The 20,742-nt window shown below is 48.1% G+C and carries 20 protein-coding genes; 3 read left to right on the top strand and 17 right to left on the bottom strand.

Going from position 1 to position 20,742, the window contains the following annotated elements; all coding sequences use genetic code 11:
- Positions 1 to 24 precede the first annotated feature (24 nt).
- The 11 genes from smc to MKY66_RS10880 all read right to left on the bottom strand — a co-directional run bounded on the left by smc (position 25) and on the right by MKY66_RS10880 (position 11,957).
- Positions 25 to 3,594 carry a chromosome segregation protein SMC gene (smc, locus tag MKY66_RS10930; protein ID WP_076208926.1) on the bottom strand — a complete coding sequence of 1,190 codons (3,570 nt, stop codon included), beginning with the start codon at positions 3,592 to 3,594 and terminating at the stop codon, positions 25 to 27.
- A 408-nt stretch (positions 3,595 to 4,002) separates the two neighbouring features.
- On the bottom strand, positions 4,003 to 4,707 hold the full coding sequence (gene rnc / locus MKY66_RS10925; protein WP_036670338.1) for a ribonuclease III: 705 nt from the start codon (positions 4,705 to 4,707) through the stop codon (positions 4,003 to 4,005).
- A 13-nt stretch (positions 4,708 to 4,720) separates the two neighbouring features.
- Positions 4,721 to 5,959, bottom strand: a complete 1,239-nt coding sequence (gene fabF / locus MKY66_RS10920) for a beta-ketoacyl-ACP synthase II (RefSeq protein ID WP_076208927.1) — start codon at positions 5,957 to 5,959, stop codon at positions 4,721 to 4,723.
- 177 nt (positions 5,960 to 6,136) lie between these two features.
- Entirely contained in the window at positions 6,137 to 6,370 is a 234-nt protein-coding gene (acpP, locus tag MKY66_RS10915) for an acyl carrier protein (protein WP_024630176.1), read from the bottom strand.
- Between the two features lie 152 nt (positions 6,371 to 6,522).
- On the bottom strand, positions 6,523 to 7,272 hold the full coding sequence (gene fabG / locus MKY66_RS10910; RefSeq protein WP_017689228.1) for a 3-oxoacyl-[acyl-carrier-protein] reductase: 750 nt from the start codon (positions 7,270 to 7,272) through the stop codon (positions 6,523 to 6,525).
- 37 nt (positions 7,273 to 7,309) lie between these two features.
- Entirely contained in the window at positions 7,310 to 8,242 is a 933-nt protein-coding gene (gene fabD / locus MKY66_RS10905; protein ID WP_076208928.1) for an ACP S-malonyltransferase, read from the bottom strand.
- 25 nt (positions 8,243 to 8,267) lie between these two features.
- Entirely contained in the window at positions 8,268 to 9,257 is a 990-nt protein-coding gene (locus MKY66_RS10900; protein WP_076209487.1) for a beta-ketoacyl-ACP synthase III, read from the bottom strand.
- Positions 9,258 to 9,265: 8 nt separating this feature from the next.
- Positions 9,266 to 10,261 (bottom strand): phosphate acyltransferase PlsX, encoded by a 996-nt coding sequence (gene plsX, locus MKY66_RS10895; protein ID WP_017689231.1) that lies wholly within the window; start codon positions 10,259 to 10,261, stop codon positions 9,266 to 9,268.
- On the bottom strand, positions 10,258 to 10,806 hold the full coding sequence (gene fapR, locus MKY66_RS10890; protein ID WP_047842457.1) for a transcription factor FapR: 549 nt from the start codon (positions 10,804 to 10,806) through the stop codon (positions 10,258 to 10,260). The genes plsX and fapR overlap by 4 nt, the downstream gene beginning before the upstream one ends.
- Positions 10,807 to 11,178: 372 nt before the next feature.
- A complete protein-coding gene (rpmF, locus tag MKY66_RS10885) occupies positions 11,179 to 11,352 on the bottom strand; it encodes a 50S ribosomal protein L32 (RefSeq protein WP_017689233.1) in 174 nt (57 codons plus the stop codon).
- A gap of 68 nt (positions 11,353 to 11,420) precedes the next feature.
- The gene (locus MKY66_RS10880; protein WP_339807134.1) at positions 11,421 to 11,957 is read right to left on the bottom strand and encodes a DUF177 domain-containing protein; all 537 of its coding nucleotides are present in this window, start codon (positions 11,955 to 11,957) and stop codon (positions 11,421 to 11,423) included.
- Between the two features lie 432 nt (positions 11,958 to 12,389).
- Between MKY66_RS10880 and hmpA the strand changes: the two genes are divergently transcribed.
- Both hmpA and MKY66_RS10870 read left to right on the top strand, forming a co-directional pair.
- Complete coding sequence (gene hmpA, locus MKY66_RS10875) at positions 12,390 to 13,625, top strand: NO-inducible flavohemoprotein (protein ID WP_076208930.1); 1,236 nt, start codon at positions 12,390 to 12,392, stop codon at positions 13,623 to 13,625.
- Between the two features lie 284 nt (positions 13,626 to 13,909).
- Positions 13,910 to 15,142: a nucleotidyltransferase gene (locus tag MKY66_RS10870; RefSeq protein ID WP_076208931.1), complete on the top strand. Its 1,233-nt coding sequence runs from the start codon at positions 13,910 to 13,912 to the stop codon at positions 15,140 to 15,142.
- A gap of 284 nt (positions 15,143 to 15,426) precedes the next feature.
- On the opposite strand, the gene MKY66_RS10865 is transcribed toward MKY66_RS10870, so the two are convergent.
- Positions 15,427 to 16,467: a SepM family pheromone-processing serine protease gene (locus tag MKY66_RS10865; protein ID WP_076208932.1), complete on the bottom strand. Its 1,041-nt coding sequence runs from the start codon at positions 16,465 to 16,467 to the stop codon at positions 15,427 to 15,429.
- Positions 16,468 to 16,699: 232 nt separating this feature from the next.
- Here MKY66_RS10865 and MKY66_RS10860 point away from each other — a divergent pair, with 232 nt between their 5' ends.
- Complete coding sequence (locus MKY66_RS10860; protein WP_076208933.1) at positions 16,700 to 18,037, top strand: nucleoside recognition domain-containing protein; 1,338 nt, start codon at positions 16,700 to 16,702, stop codon at positions 18,035 to 18,037.
- Here MKY66_RS10860 and coaD read toward each other — a convergent pair.
- From coaD to MKY66_RS10835, 5 genes are all read right to left on the bottom strand, one after another.
- On the bottom strand, positions 18,015 to 18,521 hold the full coding sequence (coaD, locus tag MKY66_RS10855) for a pantetheine-phosphate adenylyltransferase (protein ID WP_143760271.1): 507 nt from the start codon (positions 18,519 to 18,521) through the stop codon (positions 18,015 to 18,017). The genes MKY66_RS10860 and coaD overlap by 23 nt on opposite strands.
- Position 18,522: 1 nt before the next feature.
- Complete coding sequence (gene rsmD, locus MKY66_RS10850; RefSeq protein WP_076208935.1) at positions 18,523 to 19,131, bottom strand: 16S rRNA (guanine(966)-N(2))-methyltransferase RsmD; 609 nt, start codon at positions 19,129 to 19,131, stop codon at positions 18,523 to 18,525.
- A gap of 303 nt (positions 19,132 to 19,434) precedes the next feature.
- Positions 19,435 to 19,869: a hypothetical protein gene (locus MKY66_RS10845; protein WP_076208936.1), complete on the bottom strand. Its 435-nt coding sequence runs from the start codon at positions 19,867 to 19,869 to the stop codon at positions 19,435 to 19,437.
- Positions 19,870 to 19,997: 128 nt separating this feature from the next.
- Positions 19,998 to 20,204 carry a hypothetical protein gene (locus tag MKY66_RS10840; RefSeq protein WP_339807133.1) on the bottom strand — a complete coding sequence of 69 codons (207 nt, stop codon included), beginning with the start codon at positions 20,202 to 20,204 and terminating at the stop codon, positions 19,998 to 20,000.
- Between the two features lie 117 nt (positions 20,205 to 20,321).
- On the bottom strand, positions 20,322 to 20,627 hold the full coding sequence (locus MKY66_RS10835) for a hypothetical protein (protein ID WP_062833752.1): 306 nt from the start codon (positions 20,625 to 20,627) through the stop codon (positions 20,322 to 20,324).
- Positions 20,628 to 20,742: the final 115 nt, after the last annotated feature.

The raw sequence follows: 20,742 nt of genomic DNA, 5'->3' as shown, positions 1-20,742 counted from the left end.
TTTGTCTCGCAGGTTTGGATCAGATCAGGCAATTACTGCTTCCTCATCTTCCAGTTTAACCGAAACAAGCTTGGATACTCCGCCCTCTTCCATTGTAACACCGTACAGCACATCTGCCTCTTCCATCGTACCTTTACGATGGGTAACAACGATAAACTGTGTCTGTTCGGAGAATTCACGCAAGTACTGGGCAAAACGTACCACGTTAGCTTCGTCCAGTGCTGCCTCTACTTCATCCAGCACGCAGAATGGTACAGGTTTGACATGCAGAATAGCAAATAACAAAGCCATCGCCGTCAATGCCCGCTCCCCACCGGATAACAACTGCAGGTTTTGCAGTTTCTTACCTGGTGGCTGAGCCACAATATCTATTCCCGTTTCAAGCAAACGCTCCGGGTCCATCAGAACAAGGTCAGCACGTCCCCCGCCAAACAGCTTGCTAAACACGGTACCGAACTCACGGCGGATGGCATCAAACGTGATTTTGAATCGCTTCGCCATCTCGTCTTCCATTTCCCGAATAACCTGATACAACGTTGTTTTGGCTTCCACCAGGTCATTCTTCTGTTCACTCAGGAACTCGTATCGCTCATTGACGCGCTGGAACTCCTCAATCGCTCCCAGGTTAACATCACCCAGGGCGGATATACTGCGCTTCAGCTTCTGTACCTCTGCCTGTGTATGCTCCACATCTTCCGGCACAGGATAACGCTCTTTGGCCAGTTCATAGCCCAGTTCGTATTCATCCGTCAGCTTTCGCAGTATATTTTCCAGCTCAACATCCAACCGGTTCACGGAAATTTCCGTCTGTCGCATCTGCTCTTCCACAGCTTTTAACTGCGTACGCTGTTCCTTTGTTTCGCTCTCGGCAAGCTCAAGCTTTTTCGACAACTCACTTCGGGCAGCTCGTTTGAAGTCCAGCTCCTGGGAAGCTTCCGCTTTTTTCAGCTTGTACTGGTTCAGATCTTCAATCTGCTTGACACTCTCGGTCTGTGTTTTCTTGAGATCTGCTTCCATCGAAGCCAGCAACGTGCGATTCTGACGAAGATCTTTCACCAGCGACTCCACTTCCCGCTCCAGACGTCGCAATTGTTCTCCATTGGAGAATCGCTCCTGATCAAGCTTGCCTTCGCGCACTTTCAATTCGGTGAGTTGGCTCTGCAATTCTTCCTTCGCGGATTCATTGGCTTTCCGAGCAAACTCAGCTGCATGAATGGCACGATGGGTCGCTTTTTCTTCCTCTTCAAGCTGCTCCAGCTTCTTCACAGCGACGATACGAGCCGTATCCAACTCTTTGATCTCTTCGGTGAAGCCACTCTTCTCCTGCCCAGCTACGGCAACCTGTTCAAGCACATGGCGAAGCTCATGCTCTACCTGCTTCATTTCCATCGAAGCCTGCTGTTCTGCATTTCGGGTATCGTCACCGGACTGACGAAGTTCATCCAGTTTGTCCTGACACTGCTCCAGTTGAACTTTTACATCATCCACACTGCGATGCAGTTTCACGATCTGATTTTCGGTATCCAAAATATCCTGGTCGAGCTGGTCCAGCTGCCTTTTCCGACTGAGCAGACTCACATTTTTCTTGTGCTGGCTACCACCCGTCATGGAACCACCGGCATTGACCACATCACCTTCAAGTGTCACGACCCGGAAACGATACTGGCAACGAGCCGCAATTTTATTGGCAACCTCCAACGTTTCGGCAATAATAACATTACCGAGCAAGCTGCCAATGATTGAAGCATATTTGGATTCGAATTGTACGAGATCAGCGCCGATCCCCACAAAACCCTCCATACCTTCGATCATGGAACGTTCAGCCGCGCCAATGGCACGAGGACGAATGACATCCAGAGGCAGGAACGTTGCACGCCCCAACTGGCGTTGCTTCAGGAAAGCGATTGCCTGTCTGGAAACTGATTCATTTTCCATGACCACATGCTGCAAGGATGCTCCCATTGCTGTCTCTACGGCAAGTTCGATCTTCTCGGGAACTTTAACGAGTTCAGCCACAGCTCCATGAACACCGCTCAGCGTACCTTTACGCGAAGCCTTGAGGACTTCCTTGACACCCAGCATGAATCCGTCAAAATCATCCTGCATCTCTTTCATCGTATCGCGGCGGGAAACTTGAGCTTCACGCTTCTGTTCCCATTTACGGACCGTACCCCGACTTTCTTCGAGCAGCTTCTGCAGCGACTGAAGTCGTTCACTTTCCGTAATGTATCCACCACGTAGATCACTGATTTCTTTGCCCAAACGAACAACTTTTTTCTCAATGTCCGCTTTGCGACTTTCCAGTGTCTCTTTCTGATCTTCCCATTTGCCTGATTCTTCAGCCGCGCGATTCATCCTGCGCTCCAGCGTTTCTTTCTGCTGATCCACATAACGAATTTCATTTCGTGTCTGAGCCATCTGATTCATCAGTTCCAGCAAATTGCCTTTGAGGCTTTCCTCTTGCTGTTGACTAATGCCACCTGTAACACCGATGAGTTTGGCTTCTTCTTGGGACAACTGATTTCTCACATCATTCAGTTCATGCTCAAGTTTGCCAAACTTCTCACGCAGTGCAAGCAGCTCGGTTTCCCGTTCGCGATGTCTCTCTTCACTGGCGGCAAGCGTTACTTTGAGCTGCTCCTGATTCGTTTGCAGATGGTGGGAGCGCTCCTTGAGCAATTCTCCAAGCCCTTCACTTTTCTCTGTCGCTTCACTGAACTGCAATAAAGCGGCTTGCAGTTGCTCTGTCTCTGTTTCCAGGATACGCAGCGCATTCCGATCATTTTCCAGCTTGGCATCATGCGTAGAGACAATCGCTGCCAGTCCAACCTCTTCCTGTTTTAGCGATTGCAGGCGCTCATTTGCCTTACTCCAGGACGCATGGATCTGTTCGATCTGGTACACATACATGGAAATTTCCTGTGATTTGAGCTGTGAACGAAGTTCCTTATAGTGGATCGCTTTCTCCGATTGTTCCTTTAGTGGTCCAATCTGATCTTCCAGTTCAGTCACCAGATCATGAATCCGCAGCAAATTTTGCTCTGTCTCATCCAGTTTGCGCGTCGCATCCCGCTTGCGGGATTTATATTTAACGATACCTGAAGCTTCTTCAAAGATACCTCTGCGATCCTCTGAACGGGTACTCAGAATCTCTTCGATTCGCCCCTGTCCAATAATCGAGTAGGCTTCCTTACCGATGCCGGTATCCATAAACAACTCCGTGATATCCTTTAAACGACAAGATTGCTTGTTAATAAAATATTCACTATCTCCGCTGCGATGTACACGACGAGTCACTGTCACCTCACCAAAATCCAATGCAAGTGCGTGATCCTCGTTATCGAGTGTTAGCGACACCTCACCGAAATTAACGGCTTTCCGTGCGTCACTGCCTGCAAAGATGATATCTTCCATCTTGCCACCACGCAGCGACTTGGCACTTTGTTCCCCCAGAACCCAGCGAATTCCGTCCGATATATTACTCTTGCCACTTCCGTTCGGACCTACAACAGCCGTAATGCCTCGAACGAATTCCATCTCCGTTTTGTCGGCGAATGACTTGAATCCACCCAATTCAATCCGTTTTAAAAACATAGGGTTTCTCGTCACCTCCTCTTGCAAATTTCAAGTATTGCATTCAAGCGCTAAATAAATTGAACAATTGTCATTACACATGATCACTCCAATTGCAGTACCATCCTCCGAGCGCTCTTATCCCCAGATTTTCTTGATTCCCTTATCCAAGGGAAAAATCCGTTGATAAATGCGGAGCATATGCTTCCGATGTAGCTTTTTTCAGAAAGCTTTTAGCTTCGCTTCTTCAGATTGGTTCTGCACTCTTCGTTTTGTGTAAAATAAGGTTCAACTTATGAGTTAACGATCAGGCAAACTCCCCCTGAACCTCTTTACAAAAAAAAGAGCAAAAAGCAGTCCGGCCGATTACTTCCGCCGGGGCGGACCCGCGGGCTGCTCTTTGCTCTTCGTTTGTCTATGCGCTATCGGTTAAGCTCCGGCTTCCGGAAGCTTCAGTCGATCAAGTGCTGCAGATGCAGCCTGTTGTTCCGCTTCCTTTTTGGAACGTCCTGTACCTCTGCCAAGCCTTTCTTGACCCATATGGACCTCCGAGACAAACTCACGTTCATGGGCAGGTCCCCGTTCCTCAACGATACGGTATTCCAAAGCTCCCATATTGTGATGCTGAGTAAGTTCCTGCAGTTCCGTTTTGTAATCACTCATTTGCAGCTTGCTGCCCAATACAATTAATGGGAAGACATGCTGATCAAGAAATGTCCGAACAGGCGCAAGCCCCTGATCCAGATACAATGCACCAATGAAAGATTCAAACACATCTGCCAGCAGAGCCGGCCGTGTTCGTCCTCCAGTTAGTTCCTCACCTTTACCAAGAAGTACATACTGCCCAAAACCCAACGCTTCAGCAAATTTGACGAGGGAAGGCTCACAGACAATGGATGCCCGCAGCTTAGTTAATTCACCTTCCGGACGGTTAGGATACAAATGATACAAGTATTCCGATACAGTCAGTTCCAGCACGGCATCGCCCAGAAACTCCAGACGCTCGTTGTCCTGATGCTGACTGAACCGGTGTTCGTTTACATAAGAAGCATGGGTAAACGCTTGTTTTAAAAGCTGCCTGTTGTCAAATTTGATTTGAAGTTTATGTTGTAACTGCTTCAGATCTTCACTCAAACGAACTAGCCCCTTATGCTTCAAATTTTTTGAGAATAATGGTGGCATTGTGACCGCCGAATCCAAATGAATTGGACATGGCAATATTAACTTTGGTTTGACGTGGAACATTTGGTACATAATCCAGATCACATTCCGGGTCCTGATTTTCCAGGTTAATCGTTGGAGCCAGTGTCTGATGTGTCAGTGACAATCCGCAGATAACCGCTTCTACACCACCAGCAGCGCCAAGCATGTGGCCCGTCATGGATTTAGTGGAACTCACGGCGAGCTTGTACGCATGATCACCAAACGCCTTTTTGATTGCAAGCGTTTCGGATCTGTCGCCTACAGGCGTCGAAGTTCCGTGTGCATTAATGTAGTCCACTTCTTCAGGCTCAATACCCGCATTACGAAGTGCCATCTTCATACAACGTGCTGCTCCGTCCGGATCTGGTTCTGTCATGTGATGTGCATCACCTGTCAGACCGTAACCGATCACTTCACCATAAATGCGTGCACCACGTTTTTGAGCATGCTCCAGGGATTCCAGAATCAGAACACCAGCGCCTTCGCCCATAACAAAACCATCACGTTCTGTATCAAAAGGACGGCTGGACTTCGCAGGATCATCATTACGTGTAGACATTGCGCGCATCGCACAGAACCCTGCAAGACCCGTAGGTCTGATTGTTGCTTCCGCACCACCACAGATCATGGCATCTGCATCACCATTCGCAATCAGCTTGAAGGAATCTCCGATGGAGTGTGTACCTGTTGCACAAGCCGTAACAACGTTAATGTTAGGACCTTTGGCACCAAGAGAAATGGACATTTGGCCTGAAGCCATGTTGGAGATCATCATGGGAATAAAGAATGGACTTACCCGTTTTGGACCTTTTTGCAACAATGCATTATGTTGGTCCTCCCACGTACCCAATCCACCAATTCCTGATCCGATGGATACACCGAAACGCTCTGCATCAATATTCTCGTTAATTTTCAGACCACTGTCTTCAACGGCTTTGAAGCCGGCTGCCACAGCGAACTGTACAAAACGATCCATTTTGCGCGCATCCTTGCGATCCATATATTCTTCCGGGTTGAAATTCTTGATCTCGGCTGCAATCTGTGTCGTGTATTCACTAACATCAAACGCCTCAATCTGAGAAATTCCGGACTTTCCTGCCATTAAACTGCCCCAGAACGTTTCCAAATCTTTTCCGAGCGATGTCATTACGCCCATTCCGGTAATTACTACTCTTTGTTTCAAACCGAGTCACCTCTATATCGACTGCATTACGCAAGTATTTTGTGGGAATATCCGCAAACAGACATCTATTCAACCAAGACAGGCCTGCTTGAGTAGAGTTGCTTGCGGAATGAGAAAAACCAATGAATGATGAGAAGTCCCGCCTGTTCGAAAACATGTGCGGGACTAAAAATGACTTTAGGTATGAGATTGTATGTAGTTTACAACTTCACCTACGGTCGTGATTTTTTCTGCATCTTCATCAGAGATTTCCAAATCAAATTCATCTTCCAATTCCATGACCAATTCCACTACATCCAAAGAATCAGCACCCAAATCTTCTTTGAAAGATGCTTCAAGTGTAACTTCAGCTTCGTCTGCGCCCAAGCGGTCGACGACGATGCGTTTTACACGCTCCAATACATCGGACATCCGGTTCACCTCCTTCTTTGGTATTATACGAGAATCGCAGGCAAAATGCCATAGAAGACATATGCGGCTCCCGGCCGGGGAACCCGGCCTTTTTCCGGCATTTCGGATCGTCCAGCGCCTGTTCCCCGACTATTGTTCAAGTCCGGGAAGAATTACATGTACATGCCACCATCGACATGCAGCGTCTGCCCTGTCATATAAGATGAAGCCTGTGAAGCCAGGAACGTGACTACACCGGCGATTTCATCCGGCTGACCCAAACGGGACAACGGAATACCACTTAGCATACCGTCCACCAGCTCCTGGGACAACTCTTTTGTCATATCTGTCTCAATGAAACCTGGTGCAACACAGTTAACTGTGATTCCACGAGAAGCCAGTTCACGAGCAGATGCCTTTGTCAGGCCAATGACGCCTGCTTTGGCAGCAACATAGTTTGCTTGTCCAGCATTACCGAGCACACCTACAACCGAGGAGATATTGATAATTCTTCCCGACCGTTGTTTCATCATTGGACGTGTAACCGCCTTAAGGCAGTTAAACACACCTTTGAGATTGGTTTCAATAACCTGATCGAATTCTTCCTCTTTCATACGCATGATCAGATTATCACGGGTAATACCGGCATTGTTCACCAGAATATCAACGTTGCCCCATGCTTCGAGTGTAGCTTTGACCATTTGTTCAGCTTCATCCATCAGGCCAACATTGGCTTGAAGTGTAATCGCCTTGACTCCTTTGGCACGAATTGCTTCCGCCACTTCCTCCGCTGCCGCTTGACTACCCGCATAATTCACGGCTACGTTCGCTCCAGCTTCTGCAAGTGCCAGTGCAATACTGCGCCCAATGCCCCGGGATGCCCCGGTAACGAGTGCATTTTTACCTTCTAATGGTTTAGACATAATCATTCCTCCTTTCCCCAAATCTAATCCCTGCTAATCACTTCAACGCACTTGCCGTTACTTCGAGCGTTTCAAGACTGTTCACATTGTACAATTTTACGGTTTTATCTGTTTTTTTAATCAAACCGGTCAATACACTGCCAGATCCAATCTCGATGAACGTATCCACGCCTTGCTCAATAAGCCATGTCACACTGTCTTCCCATAATACAGGAGAATAGACCTGAGCTGTCAACAAATCCTGAACCTGTCCATCCTCTGCAGGTCTTGCAGTCACATTAACGACTACAGGGACCGTTGCCGGTGAGAACGTAACGTTTTTCAGTTTCTCTGCCAGCTTCTCAGCTGCACCCTTCATCAATGAAGAGTGGAACGGACCGCTTACTTCCAATGCAATGGCGCGTTTACCGCCTGCTTCCTTCACTCGTTCCGAGACAGCAGCTACGCCTTCTTTCACACCAGAAATGACGATTTGTCCCGGACAATTCATGTTGGCAAGTTCAACCGCATGACCACTTTCAGATACGTCACGGCAAAGCACCCCCAGCGCTTCCCGATCCGCACCCAACACAGCAGCCATCGCTCCTTGTCCACCCGGTACTGCCTGTTCCATATACTGACCACGTGCCCGCACAGTGCTCACTGCGTCAGCAAACGAAAGAACGCCCGCTGCCACCAGTGCACTGTATTCTCCCAGGCTGTGTCCAGCCGTATAGTCAGGCTGAATTCCTTTTTCTTTGAAAGCTTCAAGCAAGGCAATACTTGCTGTCAACAGAGCCGGTTGTGTATTTGATGTCTGTTTCAACTCGGTCTCCGGTCCTTCAAATACAAGGTTGCTCAGCGAGAAACCCAATGTTTCATCTGCTGTGCGAAAAATTTCGGTTGCCGCAGGCACAGACTCATACGCGTCCTTAGCCATGCCTACAGCCTGTGATCCCTGTCCGGGAAATACAAATGCTATTTTACCCATCTCATTCATCTCCCAGATGTCTATTTTACCAAACGAGTACCGATGCACCCCATGTCAAACCGCCACCGAATCCAACCATCAGGACGGTATCTCCGGCTTTCATGCGACCTTCCTCCGCAGCTTCTACCAGAGCAAGCGGGATGGAAGCAGCTGATGTGTTTGCATACTTATCCACGTTGACTACAACCTTTTCTTCAGGAAGTTCAAGTCGTTGCATCGCAGATTGGATAATCCGAATATTCGCTTGGTGAGGAACAAACAGATCCACATCCGTACGCTCCATACCAGCCTTGCGTAATACCTCAATGGTAGCCGTCCCCATGACACGTACCGCAAACTTGAACACTTCACGACCGTTCATGTAGATGTAATGTTTTTTATTTTCAACGGTCTCTGCGGAAGCAGGCAGACGGGAACCGCCGCCTTCCATCTGAAGAAGACTACCGCCAGAACCTTCGGCACCGAGATCGAATGCTTTGAATCCGCGACCTTCCGGAACTTCACCAACGACTACCGCGCCTGCTCCATCACCAAAGAGGACACATGTGTTACGGTCTGTATAATCCGTAATACGAGACAAGCAGTCCGCACCAATAACAAGTGCATTGTTGTACATACCGCTTTGGATGAAGCTCGTAGCACTAGCCAAACCGTATACAAATCCGGAACAAGCAGCCGACAGATCAAACGCCGCGGCACCTTTTGCACCCAATTTGTCCTGCAAGATGCAGGCTGTCGATGGGAACGAAGAATCCGGGGTAATGGTTGCAACAATAATCAGGTCTAGATCACTGCCTGTCATGCCTGCAGATTCAAGGGCTTTAATAGCCGCTTCGTATGCCAGATCAGAAGTTGCCTGATCGGGTGCAGCGATGTGACGCTCTTTGATTCCTGTACGACTGACGATCCACTCGTCATTGGTATCGACCATTTTCTCCAGATCGCTATTTGTCAAAATTTTCTCAGGCACATATTTCCCTGTACCAATAACCCCTACTGGGCGCAAATTATTCATATCGTCACTCACTTCCCGCTAATTTCCTTAGATATGCTCTCTACCAGCTGATTCTGCACTGCAATCCGAGCCTGGCGCACAGCATTTTTGATGGCATTGCCATCAGCAGATCCATGACTTTTCACAACCAGTCTACTCAAACCAAGAAGTGGCGCTCCGCCATGCTCCGTATAATCCAGCTTTCGTTTCAAACCACGCAGCTCAGGCATCAGTACAGCCGCAGCCAGTTTACTTTTAAGAGAAGATGAAAATTGTTCCTTAAGCAAGGCGAAAATGGCACCTGCTGTGCCTTCAAGCGACTTCAGCAGGATATTCCCTGCAAAACCGTCACATACAAGCACATCGCAAGCACCAGTCAGCACATCACGTGCCTCAACATTACCGACAAACCGAATTGGGAGTTGTTCCAGTAAAGGATATGCATGTTTGGTTAACTCATTTCCCTTGCCTGGCTCTGTTCCTACATTGAGCAAGCCCACTCGTGGGGACTCAATGCCCTGTACTTTTTGCCTATACAAACTGCCCATCAGGCCATATTGTGCAAGGTGCTCCGGTTTGGCATCCATATTCGCTCCCAGATCCAGCGCAAGTACACCTACATCATCAATTGTTGGAATCATAGGCGCAAGCGCCGGACGTTCAATACCTTCCATGCGACCTACAACAAGCAATCCCGCTGTCATCAGCGCTCCGGTATTGCCCGCCGAGATCATCGCGTCCGCTTCGCCCTCTTTCAGCATGCGACCTGCGACCACCATGGAGGCATCCTTCTTGCGACGCACTGCTTTGACGGGTTCATCATCCGAGCCAATAACTTCGGAAGCGTGCCGGACCGTAAGATTGGCAGGTCTCACACCTGACTGACTCAAAAGAGGCTCCAGCTTGGCTTCATCGCCGATCAGGACGATCTGTGTATCCGCCCACTCAGTGGCTGCGGCAATCGCACCTTCTACCGTTGATGCAGGTGCATTGTCGCCTCCCATGGCATCAATGACGATTTTCATTCCAAATGACCTCCTTCTCCGCTGTCTTCTCCACCTGAATGGTAGATTACAAAGTTGCCTTGAAACACCATTTCTTCACCTACATAAGTGAATACTTCCACTTTGGCTTTGCCCTTTTGACCCGGAATCGATCTCACATAAGCCTTTGCAATGCATTTCTCTCCCAAATGAACCGAACGAACAAAGCGAATGTCTGCTGATGCAGTCAACGCGATCTCATCATTAATAATTGCTACAGCCAAGGAGTTAGCCTGTGCAAAGACATAGTGCCCACGTGCAATCCCTGTTCTGGAAAATACGTGTTCTTCCTTAATCTCAAACAGGGAAATCCCGCTCTTATCGAGTTGTAGATCCACAATATCACCGATAATCTCATGCAAGGGCAACGAGCGTACCTGATCATACGAGAGCTCTGCCATCAATTTCATGCGTTCCCGAAGTTCAGGTATTCCAAGTTCCAGCCTGTCAAGACGAATCGTCTGAATACTCACCTTCAATTGGCGTGTAAGTTCCTGATCCGTGACAAACGGGTTCTCTTCTATCATTTTGGTTAACTGCTGTTGCCTCTGTCTCTTCGGTACACGTTCGATGCCTGACACCCCCCGCTGTATCGTTTACGGAACCGTCCCGTCCGGCCAGTTCAACCATTCTTTCCTGTTGCTTCTATAGTTGCATCCCTGGTCACCAGGGTCGTTCTCAAACGGATTATGGTTCATCTATATGTAACGTCAAATCTTAGAACCTGGTACTAAACTATAGTATATCTCATCCCGTGTCAAAAAGAAAGACTGGCCTAACAAAAACAATACACCCCTGTGAAGCACGGATTTCATGCCTGCCAACTTCCTCTATAGCCACCCTCTAATCCAAAAAAAGTAGCACCTCATCGAAATGAAGTGCTACTTGATGTCCAACTATTATTGAGAGATGATCTCTCTTGCTTTGTACGTTCCGCACACTTTGCACACGTGGTGACTAAGTTTAAGTTCGCCACATTGTTCACATTTCACCATGCCCGGTACAGCCAATTTAAAGTGAGTGCGACGTTTGTCGCGACGCGTCTTGGACGTTCTCCGTTGAGGTACTGCCATTATTCCCACCTCCTTATCAAAATCAACCTTTGCAGGTAGTTGTTACAATGTTCGATTTTCAATCATGCTCATTTAAAAAAATCCTTGAGCCCTGCAAGCCGCGGATCGATAACCTGGTTATCACAACCGCAGTCACCTTCGTTCAGCTCATGGCCACACTTGGGGCATAACCCTTTGCATGTATCGCTGCATAGCGGTATAAACGGAAGATCCAGCAGAAAAGCTTCCTCGGCATAACCCTTCAGATCAACGCTATCTCCATCCACATAGAGCGTATCATCGTCTTCGTGTAAGTCCTCTGGCTGTTTTCCCTGCTTGAATTGCTCATGAAAATCAATATGAAAATGTTCATTGATCGGCTTGAGACAACGGGAGCACAACATGTCCACTCCTATGGTCAGCTTGCCATGAACATCCACAACGTCACCTTCTCTGAATTCTGCAGATAAATCCGCAGTCAGCGGGGTAACGGCTGTGATATCTTGTCGGTTAGAAACCAGTTCCTTGATATCCCACTGTTCGTTAAACTTCAGCGGGCCATCACTGGTAGCCACTTTGCGAAATGGCATTAACATTTCCATCACTCCAAACGAAACCAATTTCATAATTCGTATCAAACGTATCACGACAGTTATACAGGTCAAGCCTTCTTTTGTAAAGCAGTAAATCCTGACTGTATGTATTCTGACGCTTCATCGTTAAAAGTATTATGAAATTGACTTAACAAACAAAAATCATTATACCGATTTTTCAAGACGTTTGTCAACACTTTTAACTTTACACCCTTTTTAAAACCAATGGCTCAGAACCGTTTACTCCATCTGGTCTATTATAGACTCACTTCAAGATAAACTACAAGTCGTCATTTTAATTGTAGTTCCTTGCAAACACCGGTCACATTTCGTTAACGTTTAGTGTGATCTATATCACACAGACCTATTTGCTCCCTATCTATACTTACTATAAACCGAAGCACGATCAGCTCCATGACCGATTTATTATCCAACTATTTCATATCATATCGGGAGGGAAAATATATGTTAAGTGAGCACACGATTAGAGTCATTAAATCTACAGTCCCCGTACTTGAAGTCCACGGCGAAGCGATCACACGCCACTTCTACGAAACGATGTTCACAGCTCATCCGGAACTGCTGAATATTTTCAATCATGCAAATCAGAAACAGGGACGGCAGCAAGCCGCCCTCGCCAATATGGTGTACACCGCCGCCCTTCATATCGATAATCTGTCCTCCATCCTGCCTGCCGTCCGGCAAGTTGCACATAAACATCGCAGCCTGGGTATCGTTCCCGAGCAATATGCGATTGTCGGCACCTATCTGCTTCAAGCCATCAAAGATGTGCTTGGAGATGCGGCAACGGATGAAATTATCACCGCGTGGGGCGAAGCCTACAATGTCATTGCAAATGCCTTTATCGGGATCGAACAGGATATGTATACGGAAGCGGAAAACCAAACGGGTGGCTGGGAAGGGTTCCGGACATTCAAAGTTGCCAAGAAAGTGCAGGAAAGCGAAGTCATCACGTCCTTTTATCTCGTTCCAGACGATGGTAAGCCTATTGCCAGCTATGAACCAGGACAATACATCAGCATCAAAATTCAGCCAGAGGCACAGTCATTTACTCAGATTCGTCAGTATAGCCTTTCAGATGCCCCGGGTAAACCATACTATCGCATTTCCGTTAAGCGTGAGCGAGGTGTGTTAGAGCGCCCTGACGGAGTTATCTCGACGTATCTACATGATCACATTGAAGAAGGCAGTCAGGTGGAACTATCCGCTCCTGCTGGCGACTTCACGCTGAATGCAGACGATAAACGGCCTGTTGTTCTCCTGAGTGGTGGTGTGGGTCTAACGCCCATGATCAGCATGTTAAATACGCTGGTTAACTTGAATGAAAATCGCCCCATTACATTTTTGCATGCAAGTCCCAATGGTCAATCGCACGCGTTCCGTGATCATGTGAACAGTCTGGTCGAACTTAATCAGGGCGTTAAAGCTTATTATTGTTATACTCAACCTGAGGATGCTGATCGTGAAAATGAGTATTTTCATAAGGAAGGTTATATGGATGCGGCCTGGCTTCGTCAAGTGATCGATGAACTGGATTCCACTTATTATCTGTGCGGACCCGTTTCGTTCATGTGGGCAGTGTATTCGGAGCTTCAGGCGCTTGGTGTTGCAGCGGACAACATTCATTATGAATTTTTCGGGCCGAAAGCAAGTCTGTCTCCCGCGCCGGAAAGTGTCTAAAACGTTGTGAAATGTGATTAGCCTAACTCCTTTCTAGATGTATAAGTGTATGGGTACGTGTCCTATCCTGCTGATTTATCAAGGTGAAGAGGTCGTTCGCCGAATATCAAAATGTGTACTATACAATAGATTTGCAGGCACACAGTCTGACATCCGTTGATGTTGGATTTGTGCCTTTTTCTTGTCTTGATTGGTGCATGATTTGATCTAATACATGACATCCCCTATGATGGAATGGATGTTATACATACTCGGTTATCCAATCGAAAGGAGTACGTCTAATCATGAAAGCCGTAGGCGTCATTGTTGAATATAACCCCTTGCACAATGGGCATGTCTATCATTTGCAGGAAGCTCGGCGGCTAAGCGGCGCAGACGCCGTTGTTGCGGTCATGAGCGGCCCTTTTCTCCAGCGTGGCGAACCCGCCATCGTCGGTAAAAGGGCACGCACCGAGATGGCGCTGCACGCAGGCGCGGATCTCGTGCTTGAACTGCCGGTTGCGTACGCGGTCCAACCGGCCGAGTGGTTTGCCTTCGGTGCGGTCTCGCTGCTGCACCGCACCGGCATTGTGGACTCGCTCTGCTTTGGCAGCGAGTCTGGCGACCTGGACAGCCTGCAGCGCATTGCGCGCGTGCTGGCTGTGGAGCCCGCAGGGATGCGCGAGGACATCGCGCGCCGCCTGCGGGAAGGCGCCAGCTACCCCGCCGCGTACGCAGGCGCGGCGGCGGCACTGGCGCCCGGCGGCGTCGAGGCTCACGACGCCGCTGCACTGCTGGAGCAGCCCAACAATTCGCTTGGGCTGCACTACCTGATCGCGCTGCAACGACTTGGCAGCGCGATCCAGCCCTTTACGGCGGCGCGTACCGGTGCCGCGTATCATGAGGCGACGCCCGGGCCGGGGGCGATCGCCAGTGCAACAGCCGTCCGCCGCCTGCTGATGGCGGACGGACCCAACGCCGCCGCACCATACGTGCCGGCGGCAACCCTTGCCATTCTGCATCGCGAATGGCAGGAAGGGCGCGCTCCCCTACACTGGGAGCGCTTTGCACAGCCGCTGTTGCACCTTGCGGCCACCCGACGTGCCTCCGAGCTGGAACGCATCGCCGAAGTCACGGAAGGCCTGGAACACCGGCTGAGCCGTGCACTCGCTCAGCTCCCGGAGCCTTCAGTCGAAACACTCCTGAATGCACTGAAGACCAAACGATACACACGCACCAAGCTCCAGCGTATGCTCGCACACCTGCTCCTGAATCACACCAAAGCCGAGTGTTCACCAGAGCAATTGGCTGCCGGACCCGGATATCTCCGAGTCCTCGGATTTAATGCTCAAGGGCAGAGCCTGCTTAAACAAATGAAGAAGACTGCATCGCTTCCTGTTGTACTGAAACCGTCGACGTTCACACACAATCAACTTGAACTGGATATACAAGCTCAGGTTGCGTATGGGCTCGCTTGCGAGCATAAGGACACACGGAGGATGTTCAGTGACTACTATGAGTCGCCTGTGAGACTGTAATCCGCTTTTGACCATAAGGCTTCATCTCTATGGAGCTTTTTATTCCATCATCAAACAGATCATTGATATCCACTATTCGACACTCAACTATTCAATTTTAAAAAATCCCCTTGCTGCGCGCCACTCAGGCACCTCGCAACAAGGGGATTTCCTTATTAACTTCTGTTGATCTTCTCAAATCACTTGATCACACTTCATTCCATTGTAATCAATTGTTCCGATTTTATCCGTTCTTTATCCATCCGGTTCAACGTTGGCTCGATCTCTTCCCGCCCGATGATAACCTATGATTTCACGGACAAGGTTTTCAAATAAGCCAGCGCATCATCCACCGTGCTCACAGGCACAAGTTTCATTTTGGTGCCAATCTGTTCAGCCTTGGCTGCTGCTTCCTTATAGTTATCCTTAGGTACAAAGAAGATCTCCGCTTCTTTTCGGTCAGCGGCTACAATCTTGTGCACTACACCACCAATGGCACCCACCACACCCTCCTTGGTAATGGTACCTGTACCCGCAATTCGATGCCCCTTGGTCAGATCTCCAGGTGTTAACTGGTTATAGATCTCCAACGTAAACATCAAGCCGGCAGACGGACCACCAACCTGAGTATCTGTGAAAGAGATCTGTTTGTTCGGGTCTTCAGCTTTCACCTTCTGAACCGCACCGATCATTACTCCGAGTCCCGGGCGGTTTTCACCCGTTTTACTGTCTTTTACCTGAATCAGTTTCACGTCCCGGCTAATGGTCTCTCCACCACGTTCCAGTTGCATTTCAACCGTATCTCCGACCTTTTTATCTTTTAACTGGGCAGAAAGCACCGTATTATCCGGCGTAGCTGTTCCGTTCACTCCCAGAATGATATCGCCCGGAGCAATGTCTCCTTCCGGTTTTGGATCTTCAGACAGTCCAAATACAAAGATATGTTCAGGTACAATAGAGTAAGTCACACCAGCCTGCTCATATGCAGCCTCCATTGCGGAGGATTGTGAGTCACTCATGAACCACACCTGTTCGGCAGAGTATTCCGCTTCGCTTTTGCCGCGCAGTCGGTCTTCCTTTTTATCCACTTGAGCATTTTTATTGAACAGAGAGGTTCCTAGCAAAAACACATTGGCATATGTTGCCGACACGGTTGTCATCATGAACACACCGTGTTCTTCCTGGTCTCCGCCCTTAACGGTTACCATTGGTTTTACTTCATCTGCACTGCCAGGCATATATATGATATACGGCGTTGGCATGTACACGGCAACATAGACGACCAGAGCCACCACGATCACAAAGATCGAAGCTCTGAATCCGCCAGATTTCCGAATCCGATTCATCGCATGAGCCTCCGTTCTTTGTATCTCTATAATAAGCGATCGTAATTCCATCCTGTTTAATCATTTTTTTCAAGTCTAACACTCTGGTCCTTGTGCATACAATGGTACAGGCCGGATAGGCCGCTGTATACAATATCCTGTCCGGTCAAGGCCGAACCGCCCTTTGGGCGTCATTCGGCCGTCCATAACGATTCAGATGCCGAATCGGCGTTATCTGATATGAGGTGAAACGATGACATTACAGAGCGAGGTTAGAGATTCTGGCCCGTTGCGAACGATAATCCTAAGTACCGGCGCTTTAATGTTGGTCATTGCGGTAGTTGCGTCCCCCAAAGAAGCGTTTGATGCCTCTATTCAAGGTCTGGATATATGGTGGAAAATCATCTTCCCTGCCATGCTCCCGTTTCTCATGTTATCCCAAATGCTCACTGCGTTTGGCTTCACCCACGCGATCGGCGCCTTGCTCGGACCGTTAATGCAACGCTGGTTCAGACTTCCAGGTAACGCAGGTCTGGCGATTGCCGTAGGCATGTGCGGCGGATTCCCCGCAGGAGCAGATGCGGTATCCCGTTTATTTCAGGATAGACAAATTACCGCCAAGCAGGCGGTTGTCCTTGCGGCAGCATCTCATTTTGCCAATCCAATGATGATCATTTTGGTCGTTGGTGCTGCTTTTCTCCACCAGCCAGCGGCCGGATATTTTCTACTCGTGGTCCACTGGATCAGCGGCTGGATTGCTGCCATTCTTGCCACACGTCTCCTGTCAGCACCGGGTAAGCAGAAAGACAGGGTTGGCTCAACAGCCGTACAAGCAGATAACAACTCTCTTGATTCTCAGTCTGCAAGTCCTGCAAGTTCCACAAGTCGCTCATCTGCACCCCACCACGCAACGTTCAAACGACGCAGTATATGGTCCGATATGATGATTTCAGCCAGAGAAGCCCATAGTCGTGATGGAAGAGGATTTGGCAAACTGCTCGGTGACACCGTATCCCAAGCTGTGCAGACCTTGATGATGACTGGAGGATACATGATCGGTTTTGCCGTGTTTATCCGGTTGGTCTCCCTTTATCTGACGCCCGGGTCCTCTGCTGCGCTGTGGCCAGCCTTCTTTGAGCTTCATCTGGGCACCTATCATTTGAGCCAGACTTCACTTACACCCATGCTGCTCATGTCTCTACTTGCAGCCGTTCTGGGATGGGGTGGTTTATGCTCCCATCTGCAAGTCTCTGCTGTCCTGAAAACAACTGGTCCAAGCAGTAAATCGATGTTGTACTTTGCCGGAGTTCGTCTGACTCATGGATTAATCGCCTTTTTCATCAGTCTGTTCCTATGGATGCCGTTCAGCCGTTATAGCACAGAAGTCTGGACTACATTACAGACGAATGCAGAGCAGGGCCTCTCGACACCATTCGGTTGGCTGTTCATACATAGTCCAGGTAACACATACACAATCAACACCATTTGGAGCGTCTTCCCTGCTGCATGCATGGGTCTTGCGTTACTTCTTGCAGTCATGGTTAGCCTATCGGGTCTTACCTTCTGGTTTAACCGCCGGTTTTCTCGCTGATTTTCTGACGGAGCGCAGCTTCTACTTCAGGTGAGACAAGATCTGTAACATCTCCATGATAATGAGCGATTTCTTTGACGATGCTGGAACTTAAATAGGAATATTTGGGATTCGTCATCATAAATATGGTTTCCGCATCCGGGTTCAACTTGCTATTGGTCGACGCCAATTGCAACTCGTATTCAAAATCAGTTACCGAGCGTATACCACGAACGATGACCTGAGCTTCCTTTTGCCGGACGTAATTGGCTGTCAGATCGCGGAAACTGTCCACTTCGACATTCCGTAGATGGCGGGTTACTTCCGTAATCAGTTCCTTGCGTTCCTCCACCGTAAACAGCGGATTTTTGCTCATATTGTTCAACACAGCCACAATGACGCGATCAAATTGCTTTGACGCTCTGGCGATAATATCCAGATGCCCCATCGTTACGGGATCAAAACTTCCAGGATATACGGCGATCCGTTCCTGTCGATGTATCATTTCAGTCATGAGGAGCCTCCTCTTCCGGTGTAATGGATTCTCCATCTTCAATTGCTTCAGGCGCATAATAATAGATGGATACTGCCGTCTCCCCATACAAAGCCTTGCGCGTTTGTTCAAACGGGCCGAATTGCTCAGGGTAATCATGTTTGGATTCATATTCAAGCACGATGGTTGCTTCGGGTTCCAAAAGCTCCAGTTCGTGCATGGTCAGCATTAACTCGTGCCCGTTCTTCATGCGATATGGAGGGTCTAGAAACACCAGATCAAAGGTTGTGCCTCGCTTGGCGAGTGCCTTCAATGCCCGACCTGCATCATTACGATATACGGCCGCCTTGTCTTCAAGCTTGGTAGCCTTCAGATTCATGCGGATAACTTCAATACTTTTTGATTCCAAATCAACAAAAACAGCCTTGTCCATGCCGCGGCTCAGCGCCTCAATACCGAGACCTCCACTGCCTGCAAACAGATCCAATGCTGTGCCGCCCTCAAAATAAGGACCAACCATGCTAAATAACGCTTCCTTCACCTTGTCGGTGGTCGGCCGCGTACCCGTGCCAGGAACAGCCTTCAGCGGCCTGCCTTTTGCACTCCCAGATACCACTCTCACTTGACGAGTCACCTTTTCTCTATGTAAGTTTATTGATACGACTATCGTACCACACTCGGGTTCAGTTTGAAAAATATGAGGTCTTCATTTCCCTTGGAAAATTGTTGACGAATTGTTGACGCATATGTATAAAAAGGAACAAATCGGGCGATTCTATAATTATCGACATCACAAGTGTCGTAGACAACCGCGGAGAAGACTTACGTTTCCCCATAAGCTCTTCGTCCGGTTTCTCCTCTCCCATGAAAAAGAAGCTCTCGAAAGAGGGCTTCTTTTTGTTGTTTATGTTTTTCATTTATTTTGTTAGTTATACTTTTCTTCAAATTCACTTATGTCGGCTTGCTCTTTGGTCTGCAACCATCCAATCTCCCTCAGCCACTTGCCCATATCTGCTATAAATTGCTTGGCGTTTAGATGTTCAATCTTGTATTTCTGTATCTTTTCACTCAAAAAAGCATAAAACTCATGGCTTAACGCATACCGTTGTTTGCTTTTGCTTAATGTCTTATAACGATCCTCGCTGACCACCAGATCAAAATAGATGACATTCTCCTTCTTCACATGCCTGACCGTCGACTTCCTCTCATATTCTTCAGGAAGACACCTGAAAACAAAGAAGAGTTCAATATCGACTAGCTCATATTTGCTTTCTGCTTGATCAAACACAGACTGCAACTCATCCGAAAGATTGGCAACGTGCGTTAAACCTGAAGTATCCATTGATTTTCCAATAATCATAATTGAACTCCTCTCTGTTCATTTTCATCATTCATAATGCAACTAAAATGGTTGACTAGTGATGTAATCTCCGTCAACCTTTCCTATGTTCATCCTCCTTGTGCCTTGCCTCAACTTAGCAAGCTATACTAATTCAGCTCTCGATGTTTCCGATTGGAAAGTCGTAAATTGATCAATGGAATGATGAGTACAACAACCGGCAAGAGAAGATTCATCGAACCCGTCTTAATCATCATGAAGGTAATAAACAACACGGCGAGCCAAGTCATAATCTCCATCATTTCATATTTGGTTAGCGTAAGCTTGAGAGCTTTTTTCGAAATGAAACGAATCAAGAAATAAGCGATCAAGCTATAGAACAGGATCATTCCCAAGATAGCAACTAGGATTATGAGGTACATATCCACCATAAAAATCTCACCCGACCCTTATATCATTTCCTTAATTTTGCTTTACTTCTCTTCAACAACAATCGTTGCATTATAGATCACAACACGTTTCCCGTTGAGATCAAATAATACTTTATTCCCGTATTCCGTATCTTCCACGTCAATTTTGCCATCATAGGTCTGAATCAATTCACCATTATTGCTGTACACTTTAACAACCCTCTCCAGGCCACCCGAGTTATTGGACCTCATCGTTTTGAGTGCACGTTCACCTGAAGCGGTATTGAAATACCATATGAAACATCCAACAATGATACCCAAGAAGACCAACACCGTTACCCATATACCTGTCTTTGCTTTTCTACTCATCTTGAACCCCCTCGTATGTTTTCCTGTCCTGTACATTACGAGACTGGAACGAGAACGGTTTCACAGAGCACATCCCACGCTATAACCAACCCACTCGCTCATTGGCACAAAAAAA

This window comes from Paenibacillus sp. FSL R5-0766, assembly GCF_037971845.1.
GTDB lineage: Bacteria > Bacillota > Bacilli > Paenibacillales > Paenibacillaceae > Paenibacillus.
The sequence above is the reverse complement of the archived record's forward strand: the minus strand, read 5'-3'. Positions and strand labels throughout refer to the sequence as shown.

Bases quoted from the DNA above. Each gene is read 5' to 3' on its own strand.
- plsX (WP_017689231.1), bottom strand. From the start codon at position 10,261: ATGAAAATCGTCATTGATGCCATGGGAGGCGACAATGCACCTGCATCA.
- MKY66_RS10900 (WP_076209487.1), bottom strand. From the start codon at position 9,257: ATGAATAATTTGCGCCCAGTAGGGGTTATTGGTACAGGGAAATATGTG.
- MKY66_RS10835 (WP_062833752.1), bottom strand. From the start codon at position 20,627: ATGAGTAGAAAAGCAAAGACAGGTATATGGGTAACGGTGTTGGTCTTC.
- hmpA (WP_076208930.1), top strand. From the start codon at position 12,390: ATGTTAAGTGAGCACACGATTAGAGTCATTAAATCTACAGTCCCCGTA.
- MKY66_RS10865 (WP_076208932.1), bottom strand. From the start codon at position 16,467: ATGAATCGGATTCGGAAATCTGGCGGATTCAGAGCTTCGATCTTTGTG.
- coaD (WP_143760271.1), bottom strand. From the start codon at position 18,521: ATGATACATCGACAGGAACGGATCGCCGTATATCCTGGAAGTTTTGAT.
- MKY66_RS10870 (WP_076208931.1), top strand. From the start codon at position 13,910: ATGAAAGCCGTAGGCGTCATTGTTGAATATAACCCCTTGCACAATGGG.
- acpP (WP_024630176.1), bottom strand. From the start codon at position 6,370: ATGTCCGATGTATTGGAGCGTGTAAAACGCATCGTCGTCGACCGCTTG.
- fabD (WP_076208928.1), bottom strand. From the start codon at position 8,242: ATGGGTAAAATAGCATTTGTATTTCCCGGACAGGGATCACAGGCTGTA.
- MKY66_RS10880 (WP_339807134.1), bottom strand. From the start codon at position 11,957: ATGAAATTGGTTTCGTTTGGAGTGATGGAAATGTTAATGCCATTTCGC.
- rpmF (WP_017689233.1), bottom strand. From the start codon at position 11,352: ATGGCAGTACCTCAACGGAGAACGTCCAAGACGCGTCGCGACAAACGT.
- fapR (WP_047842457.1), bottom strand. From the start codon at position 10,806: ATGATAGAAGAGAACCCGTTTGTCACGGATCAGGAACTTACACGCCAA.
- smc (WP_076208926.1), bottom strand. From the start codon at position 3,594: ATGTTTTTAAAACGGATTGAATTGGGTGGATTCAAGTCATTCGCCGAC.
- MKY66_RS10845 (WP_076208936.1), bottom strand. From the start codon at position 19,869: ATGATTATTGGAAAATCAATGGATACTTCAGGTTTAACGCACGTTGCC.
- fabG (WP_017689228.1), bottom strand. From the start codon at position 7,272: ATGTCTAAACCATTAGAAGGTAAAAATGCACTCGTTACCGGGGCATCC.
- MKY66_RS10860 (WP_076208933.1), top strand. From the start codon at position 16,700: ATGACATTACAGAGCGAGGTTAGAGATTCTGGCCCGTTGCGAACGATA.